The following is a 19,947-nucleotide window of genomic DNA, read 5'->3' on the forward strand; positions in this document are numbered from 1 at the left end:
CGACGGGAGGGGCGGCCGCCCTCGTAGCGCGGTCCGCCCCTCCCGTTCCCCTGTCACGGCGTCGGGAGCCAGTCCACCTTCCCGGCGAGCAGCGCATATCCGACGAACGCGCCGATGTCGAGCAGCGCGTGCGCGGCGACCAGCGGGCCCACCCGCTGCCAGCGCCGGTAGAGGAGGACGAAGACGACGCCCATCACCATGTTGCCGAGGAATCCGCCGATGCCCTGGTACAGGTGGTACGAGCCGCGCAGCACCGAGCCGGCCACCAGGGCGGCCATCGGCGTCCAGTCCAACTGCCCCAGCCTGCGCAGCAGATAGCCGACGACGATCACTTCCTCCACCACGGAGTTCTGGATCGCCGAAAGAATGAGAACGGGGAACTTCCACCACACGTCGGGGAGCGATTCGGGGACGACCGTGAGGTTGAAGCCGGAGGCGCGGGCGACGAGGTAGAAGGCCAGTCCCGCACTGCCGATGCCCGCCGCGACCAGGGTGCCGCGGCCGAGGTCCTGCCACGGCCGGCTCCGGTCGAAACCGATGACGCGCAGGCCCGTTCCCTCCCGGAGGAGGAGATGGGCGACGAGCGCGACGGGGACCAGTGCCGTGGAGATACTGAAGAGTTGCCACGCGAGATCCAGCCAGGGCCGGCCCGGTGCGTAGGAACTGTTGAGCGTGGCCGCCTGATCCTTCAAACCCCCTGGTTTCGTCAAGGATCCGACAAAACTGATCAGGGCAGACACCCCGCTGGCGCCCAGCGAGAGCGCCAGGACCAGCACCGTTTCGGACCGCAGAATCCGTTGTGACACGGCCTCCTGAGGAAAAGATTCAGCCACGCGCCCTGCCTCCACCTGTACACCTGCCCTCAGTTGTGCATTCCCGTCCCATGCCGCTCCCCGTGCCGCTAGGGTCTCGAATGCAGGTACGAAGATCATGCGCGACAGGCCGGGGGACGAGCACCATCGCCGATGGTGTGGTCCCCCTTTTCCTTGTTCATCCTCAAGGAGGGGCACCACCGACATGGGACGTCACAGCTTGCCGGACGACTACGCGGCGGACGGAAGCGGGGACCGTCCTCCGCGCCGCCGCCGTACCGTGGTCATCGCCACCATGCTCGTTCTCGCCGTCGCCGGGGGAACAGCGGTAGCGGCACAGGGCGGCCTGCTGTCGTTCTCGAAGTCCTGCGACGACAGCGCCGTACACCTGACCATGATGTCCTCCCCGGACATCGCTCCCGCCGTGCGTGCCGTCGCCGACCGGGCACGCAAGGACAACCTGAAGTCCGACGGGCACTGCGTGGACGTGGAGGTGGTGGCCCGCGACTCGTACAAGGTCGCGGACGCTCTCGCCCGCGGCGCGAAGACGCCCGACTACCAGATGTGGCTCCCCGACTCCGAGCTGTGGCTGACCCGGGCCAAGGGCACCGGAGACGCCGTACCGATCACTCCGGGCGACTCCGTCGCCTCGTCGCCGGTCACCCTGGCGATGGTCCCCTCGGCCGCCAAGAGCCTCGGCTGGCCGAAGAAGAAGTACAGCTGGGCCGAGCTGACCGCCGCGGCCATGGAGTCCGACAAGGTCCGGCTGGGAGCGGCCGACCCGGCGCGCAGCGCCACCGGCCTGCTGGCCCTCACCAGCATCGGGATCTCCTCCGACAAACAGGGCGGGGACAGCGACACCCGCGTCGCGGCCACGGCCAAACTGCTGGCCCAGCGGATGTCCGACGGCGACACCCAGGTCGCCGGGACGCTGCCGCAGGACAGCTCGGGCGCCGAGCAGGGAAATCCCGCCCGCAACCAGGCGGTGCTCCTCTCCGAGCAGGCCGCCTTCGCCCACAACGCCGAGTCCACCGGCGGCGGAAGACTCAACCTCTTCTACCCCGAGGACGGCACCCCCCTCCTCGACTATCCCTTCGCCCTGGTCAACGAGGAGGAGCTGACCACGGACCAGAGCCGGGCCGCGCTCCGCTTCATGACGCTGCTGTCCGAGGACGCCTCCCAGCGCACGCTGCGCGAGCACGGCTTCCGCACCGTCGACGGCACTCCCGACGAGGCCATGGTCGCGGCCGCCGGTGCCAAGTCGCCCCAGCCCTACGCCACGGTGCCCGGCTCCGCCCTCCCGGACGAGGCCCTCCAGCAGACGCTGGGCATGTGGACGATCACCGTGCAGAGCGCACGGCTCACCACCGTCGTCGACGCCTCGGGGTCGATGGCCACGATCGTGCCGGGCCGCAACCAGTCGCGGATGGACGTGACGAAGGCCTCGCTGATCCAGGCGCTCAACCAGTTCACGCCGAACGACGAGATCGGACTCTGGGAGTTCGCCACCACGCTCGACGGCGACAAGGACTACCGCCAGCTGGTGGCGACCGCGCGGCTCGGAGACGCCGCCAAGGGCGGCGGCACCCACCGCGAGAAGCTCGCCGCCGCCTTCGCCGGGCTGAAGCCCGTGCCGGACGGTGCGACCGGTCTGTACGACACGACGCTGGCCGCGTACAAGGAGGCCCAGCGCACCTATGTGAAGGACAAGTTCAACGCGGTCGTGATCCTCACGGACGGCTCCAACCAGGACGAGCAGTCGATCTCGCGTTCCGCGCTGATCGCGGAGCTCAAGAGGATCAGCGACCCCGAGCGGCCCGTTCCGCTGCTCGCCATCGCGGTGGGTCCCGAGGCGGACCGCGACGAGCTGAACGACATAGCCAAGATCACCGGGGGCGGCGGCTACCAGGTGAACGACCCGGCGGAGATCCAGGCGGTGATCCTCCAGGCCGTGATGACCGCCGGCCAGAACGGCCGCGCGGCCGAGGAGGAGTAGGACACGGGGCGACCGGGCCCGACGGGATCCTCCGGGGTTCCCGCCGGGCCCGCCTCATGCCGCCGGAATGTCCGCGGGCCAGGTGTGCACGGGCTCACCGGCCTGCATCAGTTCGCCGTACCGCCGGGTCATCGCGGCGAGCGCGTCGCCCCGTGCGAGCCCCGCGCGGCGGGCCCGGTGATAGGCCTCCGCCTGCCAGGACGCCCCGTTCGTCCGCCGCCGGCAGCGCCCCTCGATGATCCCGAGATAGTGGTCCCGGTCGGCGGCCTCGACGTTCCACGCGTCGAGCCCCGCGGCGGCCAGAGGCAGCAGTTCGTCCCGTACGAGCTTCACGGCCGGCACCCGGGTCAGCCCGCCGGAGCGGCCGGGGCGGGGCCAGAGCAGTTCGGCGTCGATGCCCAGCCGGCAGGCGTTCTCGAAGTTCTCCGCCGCCGCGGCGAACGGCATCCTGGTCCACACCGGTCGCGGCTCCTCCGCCAGCGCCCGGACCAGCCCGTAGTAGAGGGCGGTGTTCGCCATGACGTCGGCCACGGTGGGCCCGGCGGGCAGGACCCGGTTCTCCACGCGCAGATGCGGTACGCCGTCCACGAGCCCGTACACCGGACGGTTCCACCGGTAGACGGTGCCGTTGTGCAGGACCAGCTCGTGCAGACGGGGCACCCCGCCGTCGTCGAGGACGCGCAGCGGATCCTCCTCGTCGCACAGGGGCAGCAGCGGCGGGAAGTAGCGCAGGTTCTCCTCGAACAGCTCGAAGGCCGAGTCCACCCACTTCTCGCCGAACCAGGTCCTCGGCCGCACGCCCTGGTTCTGCAGTTCGGGCGGCCGGGTGTCCGTGGCCTGCTGGAAGAGCGGCGGCCGGGACTCCCGCCACACCTCACGGCCGAACAGGAAGGGAGAGTTGGCCCCCAGCGCCACCTGCACCGCGGCCACGGCCTGGGCCGCGTTCCAGACGTCCGCGAAGCGCTCGGGGGTCACCTGGAGATGGAGCTGCACGGAGGTGCAGGCGGCCTCCGGGGCGATCGATCCGGAGGTGCAGACCAGTCGCTCCACGCCTTCGATATCCAGGGAGAAATCCTCGCCCCTGGCCGCCACCATTTGATCGTTGAGCAGGGCGTAGCGGTCCACGTCGGAGAGGTTGGACCGGACCATGTCGGTGCGCCCGAGCGTGGGAAGTATTCCGATCATCATGATCCCGGCATCGACCTCGGCGGCCTTCCGGTCGGCATATCCCAGCCCGGCCCGCAGCTCCTCGGCCAGCTGATCGAGAACGCGGCCTGACAGATGATGGGGAACTATGTTCACTTCCAGATTGAACATCCCCAGTTCCGTCTGGAAATCACGGCTGGCGATACGGTCCAGTACCTGTCCGTTCAACATCTTCGGCATACCGTCGGCACCGGCCAGATTCAGTTCGATCTCCATCCCCATGAGGTTGCGCGGGCGATCGAACCTCCGGTCCGCCAGAAGTCTCTCCAGCCCCTCCAGGCACTGGTGGAGCTTGGTCCGATACCGCTGCCGGTCGGACAGGTCAAAGGCGTCCGCCACGACCTTCTCCCCCATCGAAGGGTCCCTCCTCGAGTGGGCGGCCCGCGGCCCAGACCGCTCGCGTCAGGGTCGATAATGCCCAGACGGAGAGATCCGTAACGCCCCGCGGACGGCATGCGGCCGCTAATCTGAAGAACGAGGCCCGAGGCACATTCACTCGGCATGGCGCAGCCCGCAGTTTCCCGATCGGCATACGGGGAAAGCACCGGCACGTTTCGGCCGACCGCGACGCGGGAAAAACCCGAGGCGGTGACTGCGCCGCGCGCATCGAATCAGCGTAATCTCCGCATAATAAAGTCCGGATACCGCCTTGTCGGCAATCACCACGACGGCTAGTGGAAACATCGTGTGAACACGTGTCGTATAAACTCCGCGGACGAGGCAGAGAGTTGACGCACCGGCCCAGTCACCGGCCTCCTCTGGCCCCGCACGCCGACACCGCCGTCTGCACCCGCCCACGCACCACCGTGTCTCCGAAGTGAGAGGCGACCCACTATGCCGCTGCATGTTCCCCCGGCCCCCGCGCCCGCCCTGCGCAGCGTTCTCGCGGCCCTCGGTTCACCGACCGCCGTCCGCGAGGCCCGCACACCAGCACTGCGGTCCGCCCAGGAACCACTGAGCCCCGATCACCCGCTCCCCGTCCACGTGCTGGACCGCATCGCACCGGGAGCCCTCGCGCCGACCACCCGCCTCATCGGCTGGCGCTTCCTGATCCGCGGCACGGAACGGGCCGTCGCCGCGGCCGACACCATGCTCACGCCCGACGGCTGGGCGTTCTCGCACTTCTTCGAGGGCCCGTACCTCGCCTCGACCGAACTCGCCCTGCGCCAGGCGGAGGCGGCCCCCACCCCGTACCAGCCGCGGCTGCTGTCCATCCCCGAGCTGTACATGCTCGCGCTCTGGCTGCACGGCGACATCGCGGCGGACGCCACCCTCGGCGCCCCCGCCCCGGCCGATCTCCTCGTCCCGCTCGCTCCCGCCCCACCGGGTATCGCGGCACACCGTCCGCACCGGGTCGCCGATCTGCTCCCCGTGATCACCACCCGTATCGCACCCGGTCCCGGCCCCCTGCTGGGCTCGCCCGCCTGAGCCCCTCCCCCACGCCTCATGCGCGGCGCCCCGTCACCGGTACCCCGGCGGCGGGGCGCCGCGCATGCCCGCGGGAGCCGGGGGTCCATCCGGACTAGCCCCATCCGGCCACCCCGAACCACCCGAAGGGACAGTGCAGTTGCGCTGAACCGTCCGGCTGGGTGACGCGTCATGAGAGGAGAAGGAGCGCTGCTGCGAAATCCCTGCGGAATGACGTCCGTGGGGCAACACTGGGATCGGACCGATCGATACGGGGGAGCGGTCATGAACACCTCGTCCAGCCGCAGGACATTCAACTCGACGCAGCGAAAGAACCCATCCATGTGCCAGCACCAGCCACCCTGCCCGACAGCCGACTCCGCCGACCGGGAAGCCGCCCGTCTGGTGGCCCATCACCCGGAACAGGGCTGGAGCCTGCTGTGCAACGGCGTCCTGCTCTTCGAGGACACCGGTGAGCTGCTTCCCGACGGACAGATCATCGCCCCGCACCGGCCGTTGGGCACCGGCCGGGTGGCGAAGGCGGCCTGAGCCGCAGGTACGGAAAAGGGGCCGGCCCGGAGAGATCTCCGCACCGGCCCCCACGCGTGTCCGCGTCACGCCGCCCGTTCGCGACGTCGCTCCCGGATCAGTCGTCGTACGCGTCCAGCGGCGGGCACGAGCAGACCAGGTTGCGGTCGCCGAACGCGCCGTCGATGCGGCGCACCGGCGGCCAGTACTTCTCGGCGGGCGAGACCCCGGCCGGGAAGACCGCCGTCTCGCGGCTGTAGGCGTGCGCCCACTCCCCGCCCAGCGCGGCCGCGGTGTGCGGGGCGTTGGCCAGCGGGTTGTCGTCCCCGCTCCACTCGCCCGAGGCCACCTTCTCGATCTCGGCGCGGATGGCGATCATCGTGTCGCAGAAACGGTCCAGCTCCGCCAGGTCCTCGCTCTCGGTCGGCTCGATCATCAGCGTGCCGGCGACCGGGAACGACATGGTCGGCGAGTGGAAGCCGTAGTCGATGAGGCGCTTGGCGACGTCGTCGATGCTGACGCCGGTCGCCTTCGACAGCGGCCGGAGGTCCACGATGCACTCGTGCGCGACGAGGCCCGCCGGGCCGGTGTACAGGATCGGGTAGTGCGGCTCCAGCCGCTTGGCGATGTAGTTGGCCGCGAGTACGGCGACCTGCGTCGCGCGCTTGAGGCCCTCGCCCCCCATCAGGCGTACGTACGCCCAGGAGATGGGCAGGATCCCCGCCGAGCCCCAGGGTGCCGCCGAGATCGGTCCGACGCCGGTCTCCGGGCCCGCGGCGGGCTGCAGCGGGTGGTTCGGCAGGTACGGCGCGAGGTGGGCGCGCACACCGACCGGGCCGACGCCCGGACCGCCGCCGCCGTGCGGGATGCAGAAGGTCTTGTGCAGGTTCAGGTGCGAGACGTCGCCGCCGAAGCGGCCCGGCTTGGCGAGACCGACCAGCGCGTTGAGGTTGGCGCCGTCCACGTAGACCTGGCCGCCGGCGTCGTGGACCTCGGCGCAGATGTCGGCGACGTGCTCCTCGAAGACACCGTGGGTGGACGGGTAGGTGATCATCAGCACCGCGAGCTCGTCGCGGTGCTGCGCGATCTTGGCGCGCAGGTCCTCGACGTCGACCTCGCCGTCGTCGGCGGTCTTCACCACGACGACCTTCATCCCGGCCATCACGGCGCTCGCGGCGTTGGTGCCGTGGGCCGAGGACGGGATCAGGCAGACGGTCCGGTTCTCGTCACCGTTGGCGCGGTGGTACGCGCGGACGGCGAGCAGGCCCGCGAACTCGCCCTGCGAACCCGCGTTGGGCTGGAGGGAGACCGCGTCGTAGCCGGTGACCTCGGCCAGGCGCTCCTCCAGCTCGTGGATGAGCGTCAGGAAGCCCTCCGCCTGCTCGGCCGGGGCGAACGGGTGCAGCGCGCCGAACTCGGGCCAGGTGATGGACTCCATCTCGGCCGTCGCGTTCAGCTTCATGGTGCAGGAGCCGAGCGGGATCATGCCGCGGTCCAGCGCGTAGTCCTTGTCGGCGAGGCGGCGCAGGTAGCGCAGCATCGCGGTCTCGGAGCGGTGCTGGTGGAAGACCGGGTGGGTCAGGATCGCGTCGTCGCGCAGCAGCCCCTCGGGCAGCGCGTCGGCGGTCGTGGCGTCCAGCGCCTCCACGTCCGCCTCGACGCCGAAGGCGGCCCAGACGGACTCGACCAGCGTGCGGGTGGTCGTCTCGTCGCAGGCGAGGGAGACGGTGTCGGCGTCGACGAGGCGGAGGTTCACCCCGCGGGCGCGGGCGCCCTCGACGACCGCGGCGGCCCCGCCCGGGACGCGGACGGTGAGCGTGTCGAAGTGGGCGTCACCGACCACCTCGACGCCGCCGTCGCGCAGCCCCCGCGCCAGGATCGCGGCGTAGCGGTGGGTGCGGCGCGCGATGGTCCGCAGCCCCTCGGGGCCGTGGTAGACCGCGTACATGCCGGCCATGACGGCGAGCAGCACCTGCGCGGTGCAGATGTTGCTCGTGGCCTTCTCGCGGCGGATGTGCTGCTCGCGGGTCTGGAGCGCCAGCCGGTAGGCCTTGTTCCCGTCCGCGTCCACGGAGACGCCGACGAGGCGGCCGGGAAGGCTGCGGGCGAACTTCTCGCGGACGGCCATGTAGCCGGCGTGCGGTCCGCCGAAGCCCATCGGGACGCCGAAGCGCTGGGTGGTGCCGACGGCGATGTCCGCGCCCAGCTCGCCGGGCGAGGTGAGCAGCGTGAGCGCCAGCAGGTCGGCGGCCACGGTGACGATCGCGCCCAGCTCGTGGGCCTGCTCGACGAGGGGGCGCAGATCGCGCACGGCTCCGGAGGCGCCGGGGTACTGCAGGAGCACGCCGAAGACGCCGCGCTCGGCGAGGTCGGCCGGGATCCCGTCGCTCAGGTCCGCGACGACGACCTCGACGCCGGTGGGCTCGGCCCGGGTCTCGATGACCGCCACGGTCTGCGGCAGGGTGTCGGCGTCGACCAGGAAGACGCCCTGCTTGACCTTGCCGACGCGCCGCGCCAGGGCCATGGCCTCGGCGGCGGCGGTGCCCTCGTCGAGCAGCGAGGCACCGGAGGTGGGCAGCCCGGTGAGGTCGGCGACCATCGTCTGGAAGTTCAGGAGGGCTTCGAGGCGGCCCTGGGAGATCTCGGGCTGGTACGGCGTGTACGCCGTGTACCAGGCGGGGTTCTCCATGACGTTGCGGAGGATCACCGGCGGGGTGAAGGTGCCGTAGTAGCCGAGCCCGATCATGGGGGCCAGCACCTGGTTGCGGTCGGCGAGCGTGCGCAGCTCGGCCAGGACCTCGGCCTCGGTACGGGCGTCCGGCAGGGCCAGCGCCTCGGCGCTCTTGATCACGTCGGGCACCGCGGCGGCGGTCAGCTCGTCCAGCGAGCCGTAACCGACCTGGGCGAGCATCTTCGCCTGGGCCTCGGCATCGGGACCGATGTGGCGCTGCTCGAACGGGATTCCCTGTTCCAGCTGGGCGAGCGAAGGGCGACGGGGGGTCATGATGGAGGCCTCCTGGTCTGTCACGACCTGCGAGGGGCACCACGGCGCGGGGTGCCCGAACGGCCTCCCCCTCTGTCATCTCAACCTGAGAGCTTCACCGATGCCCGCGGGGCGCACCGGTTTTCACCGTCGGTGAGGGAGGGACCCGGCACGGCACACGCCGTACGGAACCCGCCCTGCTTTCCAGAGTGACCTCGTCCGTGCGGTACGGGGGCCTGAGAGATTCCGGGGAGGATTTGCTCCTTCGGCGCCCTCCGGAGGGCTTCCGGAGGACTCTCCCGCACGGGGTCAGCAGCCGTATCCAGCCTACCAGCGGGGTCCCCGGCTCCCTTCCCGAGTGGCCGGGACCACGATTGTGGACTTCTGTAGTGCCTGTGGAGTAGCCGCGACCAGTGGGAGGGACCGTGCAGACCGACATCGATCCGCGCAGCCTGATCGGCCGCAAGGCGTTCGACCGCAAGGGCACCAAGATCGGAACCGTCGACGAGGTGTACCTCGACGACGCCACCGGTGTGCCGGAGTGGGCGGCCGTCCGCACCGGGCTGTTCAGCCGGGACGCCTTCGTCCCCCTGGAGCCGAGCGAACTGGTCGACGAGACGCTGCGCGTCCCCTTCGACCGCGCCCTGATCAAGGACGCCCCCGACTTCGGCGTGGGCCGCCACCTCTCGCCGGAGCAGGAGCTCCAGCTCTACCGGCACTACGGTCTGGACTCGGCACCCGACGCCGCTGGCCCCGACCGTGACTTCGGCAGGCTGGCCGGCCACGAGGAGTAGTCCGCCGGATCGCTCACGAGCGGCAGGGGCTCGGCGGGCCGCAGCTGCGGGTCGTCGGTCCGGAACGTCCGCACCCGGCCCGGCGGCGATTCCGGCTCCTCGAACCGCACGGTGACGCGGCCGACCCCGCTCCCCTGCACCCAGCCGTGTCCGTATGCCTCGTGGAGCACGTCGTGCCCGGCCGGCCAGCGCCGCGCGGCCCGCTGCTCGGGGCTCTCCTCGCTCTCCCCGCCCTCCCCGCCGTCGGGGGCGTGACGGCCGTCCCCGGGCTCCTGCGGCGCGCCCTCGGGCCGGTGGGGCTCCGCGGCCTCGGCGGCGGCCCCGGCGGCCGCCGCCCGCTCTCCGGCCGCCTGCGCGAAGAGATCCTCCTGGGTGAAGTCCGCCAGCCCCGTGACACCGACGCCGAGCAGCCGTACGCCCCCGGTGGTGTCCACGCCCTCCAGGAGCCGCGCCGCGGCCTCCCTGACCACGGTGGGGTCGTCGGTGGGCCCCCGGAGGGTCTCGGAGCGGGTCAGCGTGGAGAAGTCGTAGCGCCGGACCTTCAGGACCACCGTGCGCCCGGAGCGCCCGGCCCCCTTCAGCCGGTGGACACAGCGGTCGGCGAGCCGTTCGACCTCGGTCCTGATCCGGACCCGGTCGTGCAGATCCGTGTCGAAGGTGTCCTCGACGGAAACCGACTTGGCGTCCCGTTCCGCGACGACGGGCCGGTCGTCGCGGCCCAGGGCCATCTGGTGCAGCGCGGTGCCGTGCGCCTTGCCCAGCAGCCGTACGAGCTCCGCCTCACCGGCCTCGGCGAGGTCGTCGACCGTGGTCATACCCGCCCGGCGCAGATGGTCGGCGGTGGCGGGTCCGACTCCGGGCAGGGTGCGCACGGGCATGGGCGCGAGCAGTTCCCGTTCGGTACCCGGTTCGATCAGCAGGATGCCGTCGGGTTTGGCCTCCTCCGACGCGATCTTCGCCAGCATCTTGGAGCCGGCCAGTCCGACGGAGCCGCTGAGCCCGGTCACGGCCGTGATCGCCGCGCGCAGCCCGCGGCCGATCTCCAGGGCGGACGCGCTGTCGTCCGCCGTCCCGCCGGCCTCCAGGTCGACGAAGGCCTCGTCGAGGCTGAGCGGCTCCACCAGCGGGGACAGCTGACCCAGCAGGGCCATGACCTGGTCGCTCACCGTGCGGTAGAGGCCGAAGCGCGGGACGAGGTAGGCGGCGTTCGGCGCGAGTCTCCGGGCCTGGGCCATGGGCATCGCCGAATGCACCCCGAAGCGCCGGGCCTCGTAGGAGGCGGTGGCGACGACCCCGCGCGGCCCCAGCCCGCCCACCACGACCGGTTTGCCGCGCAGGCTGGGCTTCGCCGCCTGCTCCGCCGAGGCGTAGAAGGCGTCCATGTCCAGATGCAGGATGGTGGGCGCGGCTCTCACATCACCCGATGGTGCCCTACGGCACTGACAGTCGCCCCGTCACGACGGCGGCCACGCGCCGGATCCTCCGGTGCGTGGCCGTCCTGCCCTACGGGGAGCGGTCAGCCGGCCCGGTTGCGGCGGCGGGCCAGCTCGTCGGTGGGGTTGTTGCCGATCAGTGTTTCGCCGGTGTCGACGCGCTCCCCGTGGAGCTGGGAGAGGGCGGCGTCCACATCGCGCCAGACCACCCCGACGGCGATCCCGAAGACGCCCTGACCGCCCTGGAGCAGATCGACGACCTCGGCGGGCGAGGAGCACTCGTAGACGGTCGCCCCGTCGCTCATCAGCGTCATGCGTTCGAGGTCCTGGAAGCCGCGGGCCCTCAGGTGCTGCACGGTGGTGCGGATGTTCTGGAGGGCCACACCGGTGTCCAGGAAGCGTTTCACGATCTTCAGCAGGACGACGTCCCGGAAGCTGTAGAGCCGCTGGGTGCCGGAGCCGTAGGCCGGGCGGACGCTCGGCTCCACCAGCCCCGTACGGGCCCAGTAGTCGAGCTGCCGGTAGGTGATGCCCGCGGCGGCGCAGGCCGTCGGTCCTCGGTAGCCGATGTCGTTGGCCGCTGTCACGCCGTCCCCCGCCACGGCGGCCGGTGCGACCGGCTGCCTGATGGTGTGGCCGGCCGTACTCCCCTGCTGCGGATACGGCGCGCCCGCTGCCGTACCGTCGCCGCTGTTTCTCACGCCGACCTCCGTCCTTGACCTGCCCACTCGAAGGTAGGCAGTCACTCGGGGTGCGTCAACGATCGCCACACTCGGCACGCCGAGTGATAATCACCCTGAGGGTGGTTTCCCGTGCCGTTCGACCGGGAAAGGCTTGTCGGATGCGCGCCCCGGGGACGTCACTGACTGTTCGTACCGAAGTCCTCCGGTGAGATCTGGTCGAGGAACTCGCGGAACTTCTCCACCTCGTCCTCCTGCTCGTCCGGGATCGCGATCCCCGCGTCGTCGAGCACCCCGTCACTGCCGTAGATCGGCGTTCCGGTGCGCAGGGCGAGCGCTATGGCGTCGGAGGGACGCGCGCTCACCTCGACCCCGCTGGCGAAGACCAGCTCCGCATAGAAGACCCCTTCCCGGAGATCCGTGATCCGGACCTCGGTGAGCTCCTGGCCGACGGCCTCGAGCACATCCTTGAAGAGGTCATGGGTCAGCGGTCTGGCGGGGGCCATGCCCTGCTGAGCGAAGGCGATCGCGGTCGCTTCACCGGGACCGATCCAAATGGGGAGGTACCGGTCGCCTCCCACTTCACGCAGGAGCACGATCGGTTGGTTGGAGGGCATTTCCACCCGGACACCCACAACGTCGAGCTCGTTCACACAGCAACCCTAGGACGTGCTCGGCAGGTTTGGGTAGTCGGGCACCGTCCGGATCAGTGGAGACGGATCTGCAGGGCGGTCTGGACGAGCGCCGCGTGGAGCCGTACGGACAGCTCCGCCAGCTCCCTCGCGGTGGCCTCCGCATGGGCTCTGGTCTGCGGATTCCTGTGGCGGCGCAGGGGTGCGACGACCTGCTCGATGAGCCCGGCCTCACGGTCCGCGGCGGCGCGCATCGCGCGAAGATGCCGGGGTTCCAGACCGAATCGCCCCAGATCCGCCACAAGCCTGGCGACGTTGACCATCTCGGAGTCGTAGCCGCCCTCGGCCGTCGGCGCGACCAGCCCGTACGCCTCCCAGGCGTCCAGATCGCTCTCGGTGACCTCGGCGGCGGCCAGCAGCTCCGCCCGGCCGATACGGGCCGCGGTGGCCCGCCCCGATCCCGTGGTCCAGGAGCACTCGCCCGGTTCCAGCTCACCGCCCGGGGACGGCAGGGAGACCTGCTCGCCCCGGGCGAGGGCGTCCAGGTGCTCGCGGATGACTTTCAGCGGAAGATAGTGGTCCCGCTGCATCCGCAGCACCTGCGCGAGGCGCTCGACGTCCTCGGCGTGGAACTTGCGGTATCCGGAAGGGGTGCGCTGCGGTTCGACGAGCCCTTCGGCCTCCAGGAAACGAATCTTGGAGATCGTGACCTCGGGAAACTCGTCCCGCAGCCTCAGGAGCACCGTGCCGATGCTCATCGGGCGGTCGTCGGCGGTGGCGGTGCCGTGTCCGGCACCGCCCGTCGGTGTTCTCAGCATGGCCCTTCCTGGGGGTCCCCCGAACGGAGTCGGGGGCGGATCAGATACCGCGCTGGCTCGCGTAGAAGACCAGCCGGTACTTGCCGATCTGCACTTCGTCGCCGTTGGACAGCGCGACGGAGTCGATGCGCTCGCGGTTGACGTAGGTGCCGTTGAGGCTCCCCACGTCCCCCACGGTGAAGCTGCCGTCGGCGTTCCGGCGGAACTCCACGTGACGGCGCGAGACCGTGACGTCGTCGAGGAAGATGTCGCTCTGCGGGTGGCGGCCGGCCGTGGTCAGCTCGCTGTCCAGCAGGAAGCGGCTTCCCGAGTTCGGCCCGCGGCGCACCACCAGGAGCGCCGAGCCGAGCGGCAGGGCGTCCACGGCCGCCTGGGCCTCGGGCGAGAGCGACGGCAGGGCCGTCTGCCCGGTGGCCTCCGCCTCGTAGGCCTCCAGCCCCGAGATGGAGATGGTCGACGTGGTCTCCGAGGCGCGCTCGGGGACTCCGCCCCGCAGCGGCGCACCGCAGTTGGAGCAGAAACGGCTCGCTTCGGCGTTGCGGTGACCGCACCTCGTACAGACCGGCATGGACGAAGCCTCCTGCCCCGGGGCGAACCCTCCACCCGTACTTGAGGTTGACGGTGCTCCGAAACCTATGCGGCCGGCACCGGCAGGGTCAACAGACGACGCGCCGGAACCACCCGAAATGTCACCCCCCGAACCTGCCACCTGATCGCGGAAGAGCGGGCGTTCGCCGCCCTGCTCCTCGTTCTGGCCGTGGCGCGGTGCGCGATGGCGTGCGGCGTCATCGCGTGCGCTCTTGCCGAACAACTTCCCAAACAACTTCACGGGCGATTCCCCTTGACCGAAACAGACCCGCCCGTGGGGCAGGACGAACCCTGAATGAACACACCTGCCGACCCGGACATCTTCACAACGTCCGTAGCCACTCGACAGTTTCCACCACGCACCACCGATACGGTGCGGCGACCCCCCGCAACCTCCGGCCCATGTCCCCCGACGCCCTCGCGCCCCCGGTTCACTGGGCCGATGATCGAGCGTAGTCAGGCCGCTCCGCCGGTCGCAAGGCGTCGACGACAATGTCGTCGGACTGTGCCACATGCACGGTGGCCTGCTCCTTCTCCAGCGTCTGCACCACACCACCGGGGATGTTGAGCGCCGGTTCCAGATCCTGCGGCTTGCCGATGACCTTGAAGACGTACGGGGCGGAGATCTTTCGGTCGTCCACCTCGACGGCGCCGCCGTCACCGGAGAAATACGTATGGGCCACCACACGCACGCCGTTGACCTCGATCGCCTCGGCACCGGCCGCACGCAGCTCCTGGAGCGCGTCCAGCAGCATGTCGGCCTGCACGGCGTCCCCCGGATCGTTGATCGTCAACGTGATGCCCGGACCGTGCACCGCAACGGTACCCGCGAGGATGCCGAGTTGACGCTCCTTCTCGACCGTCTGCTTACGGGCCTCCTCCGCCTGGTCGGAGCTGTTCTCCAGCTCCGTGCGCTGGTCGTCGAGACGCTGCTTCTCGTCCTCCAGCCGCTGCGTACGGTCGTCCACCTCATCGAGGATGCGGACCAGGTCCTCCTGGCGGGCACCGCGCAGCGCGCTGTTGTCGCTGTTGGACCGCACCTGGATCGCGAGGCCCAGTCCGAGGACGAACAGCAGCAGCGCGACGATGAGTTGGGCGCGGGTGACCCGGGGCGGCCAGAGGCCGGCCACCAGCCGCTGACGCCCGGTGAGCGGCCGGGGCGCCGGTGCGGGCTCCCCGGCCTCCGCCGCGTCGTCCGGACCCTTGTCGTATGCGTCGTCGCTCATCGGCCTCAGGCCCTGAAGACGTGCCGGCGGATGGCGGCGGCGTTGGAGAAGATGCGGATGCCGAGGACGACCACGACCCCCGTGGACAGCTGCGCGCCGACGCCCAGCTTGTCGCCCAGGAAGACGATCAGCGCGGCGACGACCACGTTGGACAGGAACGAGACCACGAAGACCTTGTCGACGAAGATCCCGTCGAGCATGGCCCGCAGGCCTCCGAAGACGGCGTCGAGGGCGGCCACGACGGCGATCGGGAGGTAGGGCTCGACCACTGCCGGCACTTCGGGCCGGACCAACAGTCCGACCACGACTCCCACGACGAGGCCCAGTACGGCGATCACGATGTGCCCTTCCCTGTGTGTGCCGCGCCACTGCCCGTGTCCGCGGCCTTGTAAGGCTCTGCTGTGCGTACGGTCAGGCTGGGAGCGGCCGGGAGGCTCACCTTCTCCTCGGCGGAGAGGCTGGTCCTGATGTCGAAGGTCTCCTTCAGCGCCTGAAGGTACTGGCCGTCGTCACTGTCCCGGAAGGCCGCGGCGAGCTTCTTCCCGTCCCCCACCGCGAGCACCGTGTACGGCGGCACCAGCGGTTTGTTGTCGACCAGTATGGCGTCGCCCGCGGCACGGATGGCCGACAGGGCGGTCAGCCGCTGGCCGTTGATGGCGATCGCCTCGGCGCCGGACTGCCACAGCCCGTTGACCACCCGCTGCATGTCCCGGTCGCGCACGCGCCCGGTGTCGGAGAAGCCGCTGCTCTCGCGGGGTCCGCCGCCTCCCTGGTCGGAGTCCTTCGCGTCGTCGACGACGAGCTTGACCCCGGGGCCCTGCACGGGTGTCGCGCCGGAGAGCAGCGCGACCAGTTCGGCCTGGTCCCCGCCGTGCTTCTCCAGCGCCTTGCGCTGCCGCCGGTTCACGTCGTCGCGGACCTCCTCGACCTGTGCTTCGAGGGTGTCGGCGGCGTCCGTCTCGGCGTCGATGCGGTCGATCAGCTCCTCGCGCTCCTTCGCGAGGACCGGCGCCGCGACACGTGCCTGCGCGGCTCCGAGCGTGACGACGAGGGCCGCCAGCACCAGGCACGCGGCGAGCCCCAGCTTGGCCTTCAGCGTCCGGGGCATCCCGGCCCGCCCGTCGGCGTCACGGCGCGCTGCGGCCTCCGCGTAGCCGTCGTCCAGGCTGTGGTCCATCACATTGGTCAGCAGCGACATGGACGCGTCGGGGCGCGCGGCCGGCGGCGCGGTACTACTCCGATCGGGGGGCTGCTGCGACATGCCGCACATAGTCGCACGTCGTGGGGGCTAGCGCCGAATGGCCCCACCGATGCACCGCACGCTCCGGACCGCCCTGCCCGGACCGCGCCGTCCCGCGCGGACACGGTCCGGCGGCCGGGCGGGAGCCTCGCCCCCGCACCGGCCGCCGGTCACCTCACTGACCTGCGCTCTCCACGACGGCGGCCCACTCGTCCAGGAGCGCCTGTGCCGAGGCGTCGTCGGGGCCCTCGGCCCACAGATGGGTGACGGCCTCGGCCCGGTCGGGCAGCACCATCACCCAGCGGCCGTCGGCCTCGACCACGCGTACGCCGTCCGTCGTGTCGACGTCGCGGTCGCCGGCCGCCTCCACGACCCGGCGCATCACCAGTCCCTTGACGGCCCACGGCGTCGCGACGTCACGCCGCAGCACATGGGCGTGCGGAATGCGCGCGTCGATCTGGCTGAGCGTGAGCTGGGTCCTGGCGACCAACCCGATGAGCTGGACGAACGCGGCGGAGCCGTCGAAGACGCTGCTGAACTCGGGGACCATGAAACCGCCCCGGCCGTCGCCCCCGAAGATCGTGCCCTCCTCCCGCGCGACCCGGGTGAGGTCGTCGGGCGATGTCGTCGTCCACTCGACCTGGGTCCCGTGGTACGCGGCGACCTGCTCGGCGATCCGTGTGGTCGTCACGGGCAGCGCCACCCGGCCGCTGCGCCGCTCGGCGGCGACGAGGTCGAGCATGACCAGGAGGGCCCGGTCGTCCTCCACGATCCGGCCGCGCTCGTCGACGAGGGAGAGCCGTTCGCCGACCGGGTCGAAGCGGACGCCGAAGGCGGCCCTGGCCGAGGAGACGATCTCACCGAGCCGTACCAGACCGGAGCGTCTGGTCTCGGCAGTCTCCGTCGGCCGGGACTCGTCGAGGCCCGGGTTGATGGTGAGCGCGTCCACGCCGAGCCGTCCGAGCAGGCTCGGCAGGACCAGTCCGGCGCTGCCGTTGGACGCGTCGACGACGACCTTCAGCCCGGCGTCGGAGATGCCCGTGGTATCGACGTTGCGCAGCAGCGAGCCGGTGTACGAGTCGAAGACGCTGGACGGGAAGTGCAGGTCCCCGATCTCGCCGGGGAAGGCCCGGCGGTACTCCTGGCGTGCGTAGACGCGGTCCAGCTTGCGCTGGCGCGCCTGGGAGAGGTCGGCGCCGCGTTCGTCGAAGAACATGATGTCGACGGAGTCGGGCACACCGGGCGAGGTCCGGATCATGATGCCGCCGGCGCTGCCGCGCGCGGTCTGCTGCCGGGCGACGGGGAGCGGGACGTTCTCCAGGTCGCGTACGTCGATGGCGCTCGCCTGGAGCGCCGAGATGACGGCGCGCTTGAGGGCGCGGGCACCGCGGGAGTGGTCGCGGGCGGTGGTGACGGTGGCGCCCTTCTTGAGCGTCGTCGCGTACGCCCCGGCGAGCCGGACCGCGAGTTCCGGGGTGATCTCGACGTTCAGGATCCCGGAGACGCCGCGTGCGCCGAAGAGATGGGCCTGTCCGCGCGACTCCCAGATCACCGAGGTGTTGACGAAGGCACCGGCCTCGATGGTCTTGAAGGGGTAGACGCGCACATTCCCCTGGATGATCGATTCCTCGCCGACGAGGCATTCGTCGCCGATGACCGCGCCGTCCTCGATCCGGGCGGCCCGCATGATGTCGGTGTTCTTGCCGATGACGCAGCCGCGCAGATTGCTGTGGTCACCGATGTACACGTTGTCGTGGACCACGGCCTTGTGCAGGAAGGCACCGCTCTTCACGACGACGTTCGATCCGATGACCGTGTGTTCACGCAGTTCCACACCGGCTTCGATCTTGGCGTAGTCACCGACGTAGAGCGGTCCGCGCAGCACCGCGTCCGGGTGGACCTCGGCGCCTTCGGCCACCCAGACTCCCGGCGAGATCTCGAAGCCGTCGATCTCGACGTCGACTTTGCGTTCGAGGACGTCGGCCTGGGCCTTCACATAGCTTTCGTGGGTGCCCACGTCCTCCCAGTAGCCCTCGGCGACATAGCCGTAGATCGGCTTGCCTTCCTTCATGAGCTGCGGGAAGACGTCTCCGGACCAGTCGACGGAGACATCGGCCTCGACGTAGTTGAACACCTCGGGTTCCATCACGTAGATCCCGGTGTTCACGGTGTCCGAGAAGACCTGGCCCCAGGTCGGCTTCTCCAGGAAGCGTTCGACCTGGCCGGCCTCGTCCACGATGGTGATGCCGAATTCGAGGGGGTTCGGGACACGGGTGAGGCAGACCGTGACCAGGCCGCCCTTTTCCTTGTGGAAGGCGATGAGGTCGGTGAGGTCGAAGTCGGTGAGCGCGTCACCGGAAATCACCAGGAAGGTGTCGTCCTTCAGCGCCTCTTCGGCATTCTTGACACTGCCCGCGGTGCCGAGCGGTTTCTCCTCGTTGGCGTACGTGAGCTCCATTCCGAGCTCTTCGCCGTCCCCGAAGTAGTTCTTGACGAGAGAGGCCAGGAACTGGACGGTCACGACCGTCTCATTGAGCCCGTGCCGTTTGAGCAGCCGAAGCACGTGCTCCATGATCGGCCGATTGGCGACGGGAAGGAGCGGCTTGGGCATGCTTGAGGTCATGGGGCGAAGGCGTGTGCCTTCGCCGCCTGCCATCACGACGGCCTTCATGTCGGAAACGTCCTCCTTGAAGAGACGACGGTTAGCCGACTTCGCCCGTCAGGGCAGCATCTGTGTCATCAGCCGCGGGCCGGCCACGTTGCGCGGCACCGCATCAGCGAGCTCAATCGGCTACTGCATCCGCCTTGACCAGCCGGCGGACCTGAACCACGTAGAGGATCCCTGCCCACCAGTAGAGCGTTGTACCCCATCCTGCGAACGCCCATCCGAAAACGGTGGCCAACGATGCAAGCCAACCACTTCCGTCACTGAGCAGCAACAAGGGAAAGGCGTACATGAGGTTGAACGTGGCCGCCTTGCCCAGGAAGTTCACCTGAGGGGGCGGATAGCCGTGACGGCGCAGGATTCCCACCATCACGAGAAGCATGAGTTCACGAGCGAGCAGCGCGGCGGTGAGCCAGAGGGGAAGGATCTCCCGCCAGGTCAGGCCGACGAGCGTGGAAAGAATGTAGAGACGGTCGGCAGCCGGGTCAAGAAGTCGTCCCAGACTGCTGATCTGGTTCCAGCGGCGGGCCAGCTTGCCGTCGAGGTAGTCGCTCACGCCGCTGAACATCAGAACGAGCAGGGCCCAGCCGTCGCTCTGGGGCCCGCCGAACTCCGGGCGGAGAATCAGCCACAGGAAGACAGGGACGCCGACGAGGCGCGCCATGCTGAGGATGTTGGGGATGGTGAGTACCCGGTCCGTCTGAACGCGAGTCTCCTGGACCTCCACCCGGGGGCCTCCTGTGAAGAACGTGCCAATGATGCCCCCTGACCCTACCCTCAGCCCCGGCCGGCGGGTGCACAGGGGTACGAGTACACGCCCCGGCGACGAGACGCAACCGACCCAGAAACGCAGAAAAGCCCCGTGCCATCGGCACGGGGCTTTCCCACAATGATTGTTCGGCGGCGTCCTACTCTCCCACAGGGTCCCCCCTGCAGTAC

Annotated in this window: 17 protein-coding genes and 1 riboswitch; of the genes, 4 read left to right on the plus strand and 13 right to left on the minus strand. The window is 70.2% G+C overall.

From position 1 onward, the window contains the following. Positions 1-53 precede the first annotated feature (53 nt). The gene (locus ACZ4FH_RS28475; RefSeq protein ID WP_467308443.1) at positions 54-833 is read right to left on the minus strand and encodes a CPBP family intramembrane glutamic endopeptidase; all 780 of its coding nucleotides are present in this window, start codon (positions 831-833) and stop codon (positions 54-56) included. Between the two features lie 184 nt (positions 834-1,017). Here ACZ4FH_RS28475 and ACZ4FH_RS28480 point away from each other — a divergent pair, with 184 nt between their 5' ends. Next, the gene (locus ACZ4FH_RS28480; protein ID WP_467308444.1) at positions 1,018-2,808 is read left to right on the plus strand and encodes a substrate-binding and VWA domain-containing protein; all 1,791 of its coding nucleotides are present in this window, start codon (positions 1,018-1,020) and stop codon (positions 2,806-2,808) included. Positions 2,809-2,862: 54 nt separating this feature from the next. Here the strand turns inward: ACZ4FH_RS28480 and ACZ4FH_RS28485 are convergent, their stop codons facing one another. Continuing rightward, positions 2,863-4,368, minus strand: coding sequence for a glutamate-cysteine ligase family protein (locus ACZ4FH_RS28485; protein WP_467308446.1), 1,506 nt, complete (start codon positions 4,366-4,368; stop codon positions 2,863-2,865). A gap of 480 nt (positions 4,369-4,848) precedes the next feature. Here ACZ4FH_RS28485 and ACZ4FH_RS28490 point away from each other — a divergent pair, with 480 nt between their 5' ends. Together ACZ4FH_RS28490 and ACZ4FH_RS28495 are read left to right on the plus strand one after the other, a co-directional pair. Further along, positions 4,849-5,442 carry a hypothetical protein gene (locus ACZ4FH_RS28490; protein WP_467308448.1) on the plus strand — a complete coding sequence of 198 codons (594 nt, stop codon included), beginning with the start codon at positions 4,849-4,851 and terminating at the stop codon, positions 5,440-5,442. Positions 5,443-5,763: 321 nt separating this feature from the next. Beyond that, on the plus strand, positions 5,764-5,970 hold the full coding sequence (locus ACZ4FH_RS28495) for a DUF5999 family protein (RefSeq protein WP_383637967.1): 207 nt from the start codon (positions 5,764-5,766) through the stop codon (positions 5,968-5,970). A 97-nt stretch (positions 5,971-6,067) separates the two neighbouring features. On the opposite strand, the gene gcvP is transcribed toward ACZ4FH_RS28495, so the two are convergent. Next, complete coding sequence (gene gcvP / locus ACZ4FH_RS28500; RefSeq protein WP_467308450.1) at positions 6,068-8,953, minus strand: aminomethyl-transferring glycine dehydrogenase; 2,886 nt, start codon at positions 8,951-8,953, stop codon at positions 6,068-6,070. Between the two features lie 193 nt (positions 8,954-9,146). Next, positions 9,147-9,244: riboswitch (glycine riboswitch) on the minus strand. Positions 9,245-9,357: 113 nt separating this feature from the next. On the opposite strand from gcvP, the gene ACZ4FH_RS28505 reads away from it, so the two are divergent. After that, positions 9,358-9,726 (plus strand): PRC-barrel domain-containing protein, encoded by a 369-nt coding sequence (locus ACZ4FH_RS28505; RefSeq protein ID WP_467308452.1) that lies wholly within the window; start codon positions 9,358-9,360, stop codon positions 9,724-9,726. On the opposite strand, the gene ACZ4FH_RS28510 is transcribed toward ACZ4FH_RS28505, so the two are convergent. The 10 genes from ACZ4FH_RS28510 to ACZ4FH_RS28555 all read right to left on the minus strand — a co-directional run bounded on the left by ACZ4FH_RS28510 (position 9,651) and on the right by ACZ4FH_RS28555 (position 19,735). Then, the gene (locus ACZ4FH_RS28510) at positions 9,651-11,141 is read right to left on the minus strand and encodes a DNA polymerase IV (RefSeq protein ID WP_467308453.1); all 1,491 of its coding nucleotides are present in this window, start codon (positions 11,139-11,141) and stop codon (positions 9,651-9,653) included. The two genes, ACZ4FH_RS28505 and ACZ4FH_RS28510, sit on opposite strands and share 76 nt — an antisense overlap. Before the next feature lie 101 nt (positions 11,142-11,242). Continuing rightward, the gene (locus tag ACZ4FH_RS28515) at positions 11,243-11,860 is read right to left on the minus strand and encodes a MerR family transcriptional regulator (protein ID WP_383637979.1); all 618 of its coding nucleotides are present in this window, start codon (positions 11,858-11,860) and stop codon (positions 11,243-11,245) included. A gap of 158 nt (positions 11,861-12,018) precedes the next feature. Further along, entirely contained in the window at positions 12,019-12,492 is a 474-nt protein-coding gene (locus ACZ4FH_RS28520; protein ID WP_006123076.1) for a bifunctional nuclease family protein, read from the minus strand. Positions 12,493-12,545: 53 nt separating this feature from the next. Next, on the minus strand, positions 12,546-13,289 hold the full coding sequence (ftsR, locus tag ACZ4FH_RS28525) for a transcriptional regulator FtsR (protein ID WP_467308456.1): 744 nt from the start codon (positions 13,287-13,289) through the stop codon (positions 12,546-12,548). A gap of 40 nt (positions 13,290-13,329) precedes the next feature. Next, positions 13,330-14,247, minus strand: coding sequence for an FHA domain-containing protein (locus ACZ4FH_RS28530; RefSeq protein ID WP_467308469.1), 918 nt, complete (start codon positions 14,245-14,247; stop codon positions 13,330-13,332). 61 nt (positions 14,248-14,308) lie between these two features. Continuing rightward, positions 14,309-15,103, minus strand: a complete 795-nt coding sequence (locus tag ACZ4FH_RS28535; RefSeq protein ID WP_467308457.1) for a DUF881 domain-containing protein — start codon at positions 15,101-15,103, stop codon at positions 14,309-14,311. A gap of 5 nt (positions 15,104-15,108) precedes the next feature. After that, complete coding sequence (locus ACZ4FH_RS28540) at positions 15,109-15,441, minus strand: small basic family protein (RefSeq protein ID WP_003970459.1); 333 nt, start codon at positions 15,439-15,441, stop codon at positions 15,109-15,111. After that, positions 15,438-16,364, minus strand: a complete 927-nt coding sequence (locus tag ACZ4FH_RS28545; protein ID WP_383637987.1) for a DUF881 domain-containing protein — start codon at positions 16,362-16,364, stop codon at positions 15,438-15,440. The genes ACZ4FH_RS28540 and ACZ4FH_RS28545 overlap by 4 nt, the downstream gene beginning before the upstream one ends. A 154-nt stretch (positions 16,365-16,518) precedes the next feature. Further along, complete coding sequence (locus tag ACZ4FH_RS28550; RefSeq protein ID WP_383637990.1) at positions 16,519-19,014, minus strand: sugar phosphate nucleotidyltransferase; 2,496 nt, start codon at positions 19,012-19,014, stop codon at positions 16,519-16,521. A gap of 112 nt (positions 19,015-19,126) precedes the next feature. Next, positions 19,127-19,735, minus strand: a complete 609-nt coding sequence (locus ACZ4FH_RS28555) for a CDP-alcohol phosphatidyltransferase family protein (RefSeq protein WP_266776362.1) — start codon at positions 19,733-19,735, stop codon at positions 19,127-19,129. Positions 19,736-19,947 lie beyond the last annotated feature (212 nt).

Source organism: Streptomyces sp. NPDC024555 (genome assembly GCF_055559335.1).

Bases quoted from the DNA above. Each gene is read 5' to 3' on its own strand.
- ACZ4FH_RS28480 (WP_467308444.1), top strand. From the start codon at position 1,018: ATGGGACGTCACAGCTTGCCGGACGACTACGCGGCGGACGGAAGCGGG.
- ACZ4FH_RS28485 (WP_467308446.1), bottom strand. From the start codon at position 4,368: ATGGGGGAGAAGGTCGTGGCGGACGCCTTTGACCTGTCCGACCGGCAG.
- ACZ4FH_RS28490 (WP_467308448.1), top strand. From the start codon at position 4,849: ATGCCGCTGCATGTTCCCCCGGCCCCCGCGCCCGCCCTGCGCAGCGTT.
- ACZ4FH_RS28495 (WP_383637967.1), top strand. From the start codon at position 5,764: ATGTGCCAGCACCAGCCACCCTGCCCGACAGCCGACTCCGCCGACCGG.
- gcvP (WP_467308450.1), bottom strand. From the start codon at position 8,953: ATGACCCCCCGTCGCCCTTCGCTCGCCCAGCTGGAACAGGGAATCCCG.
- ftsR (WP_467308456.1), bottom strand. From the start codon at position 13,289: ATGCTGAGAACACCGACGGGCGGTGCCGGACACGGCACCGCCACCGCC.
- ACZ4FH_RS28535 (WP_467308457.1), bottom strand. From the start codon at position 15,103: ATGAGCGACGACGCATACGACAAGGGTCCGGACGACGCGGCGGAGGCC.
- ACZ4FH_RS28545 (WP_383637987.1), bottom strand. From the start codon at position 16,364: ATGTCGCAGCAGCCCCCCGATCGGAGTAGTACCGCGCCGCCGGCCGCG.
- ACZ4FH_RS28550 (WP_383637990.1), bottom strand. From the start codon at position 19,014: ATGAAGGCCGTCGTGATGGCAGGCGGCGAAGGCACACGCCTTCGCCCC.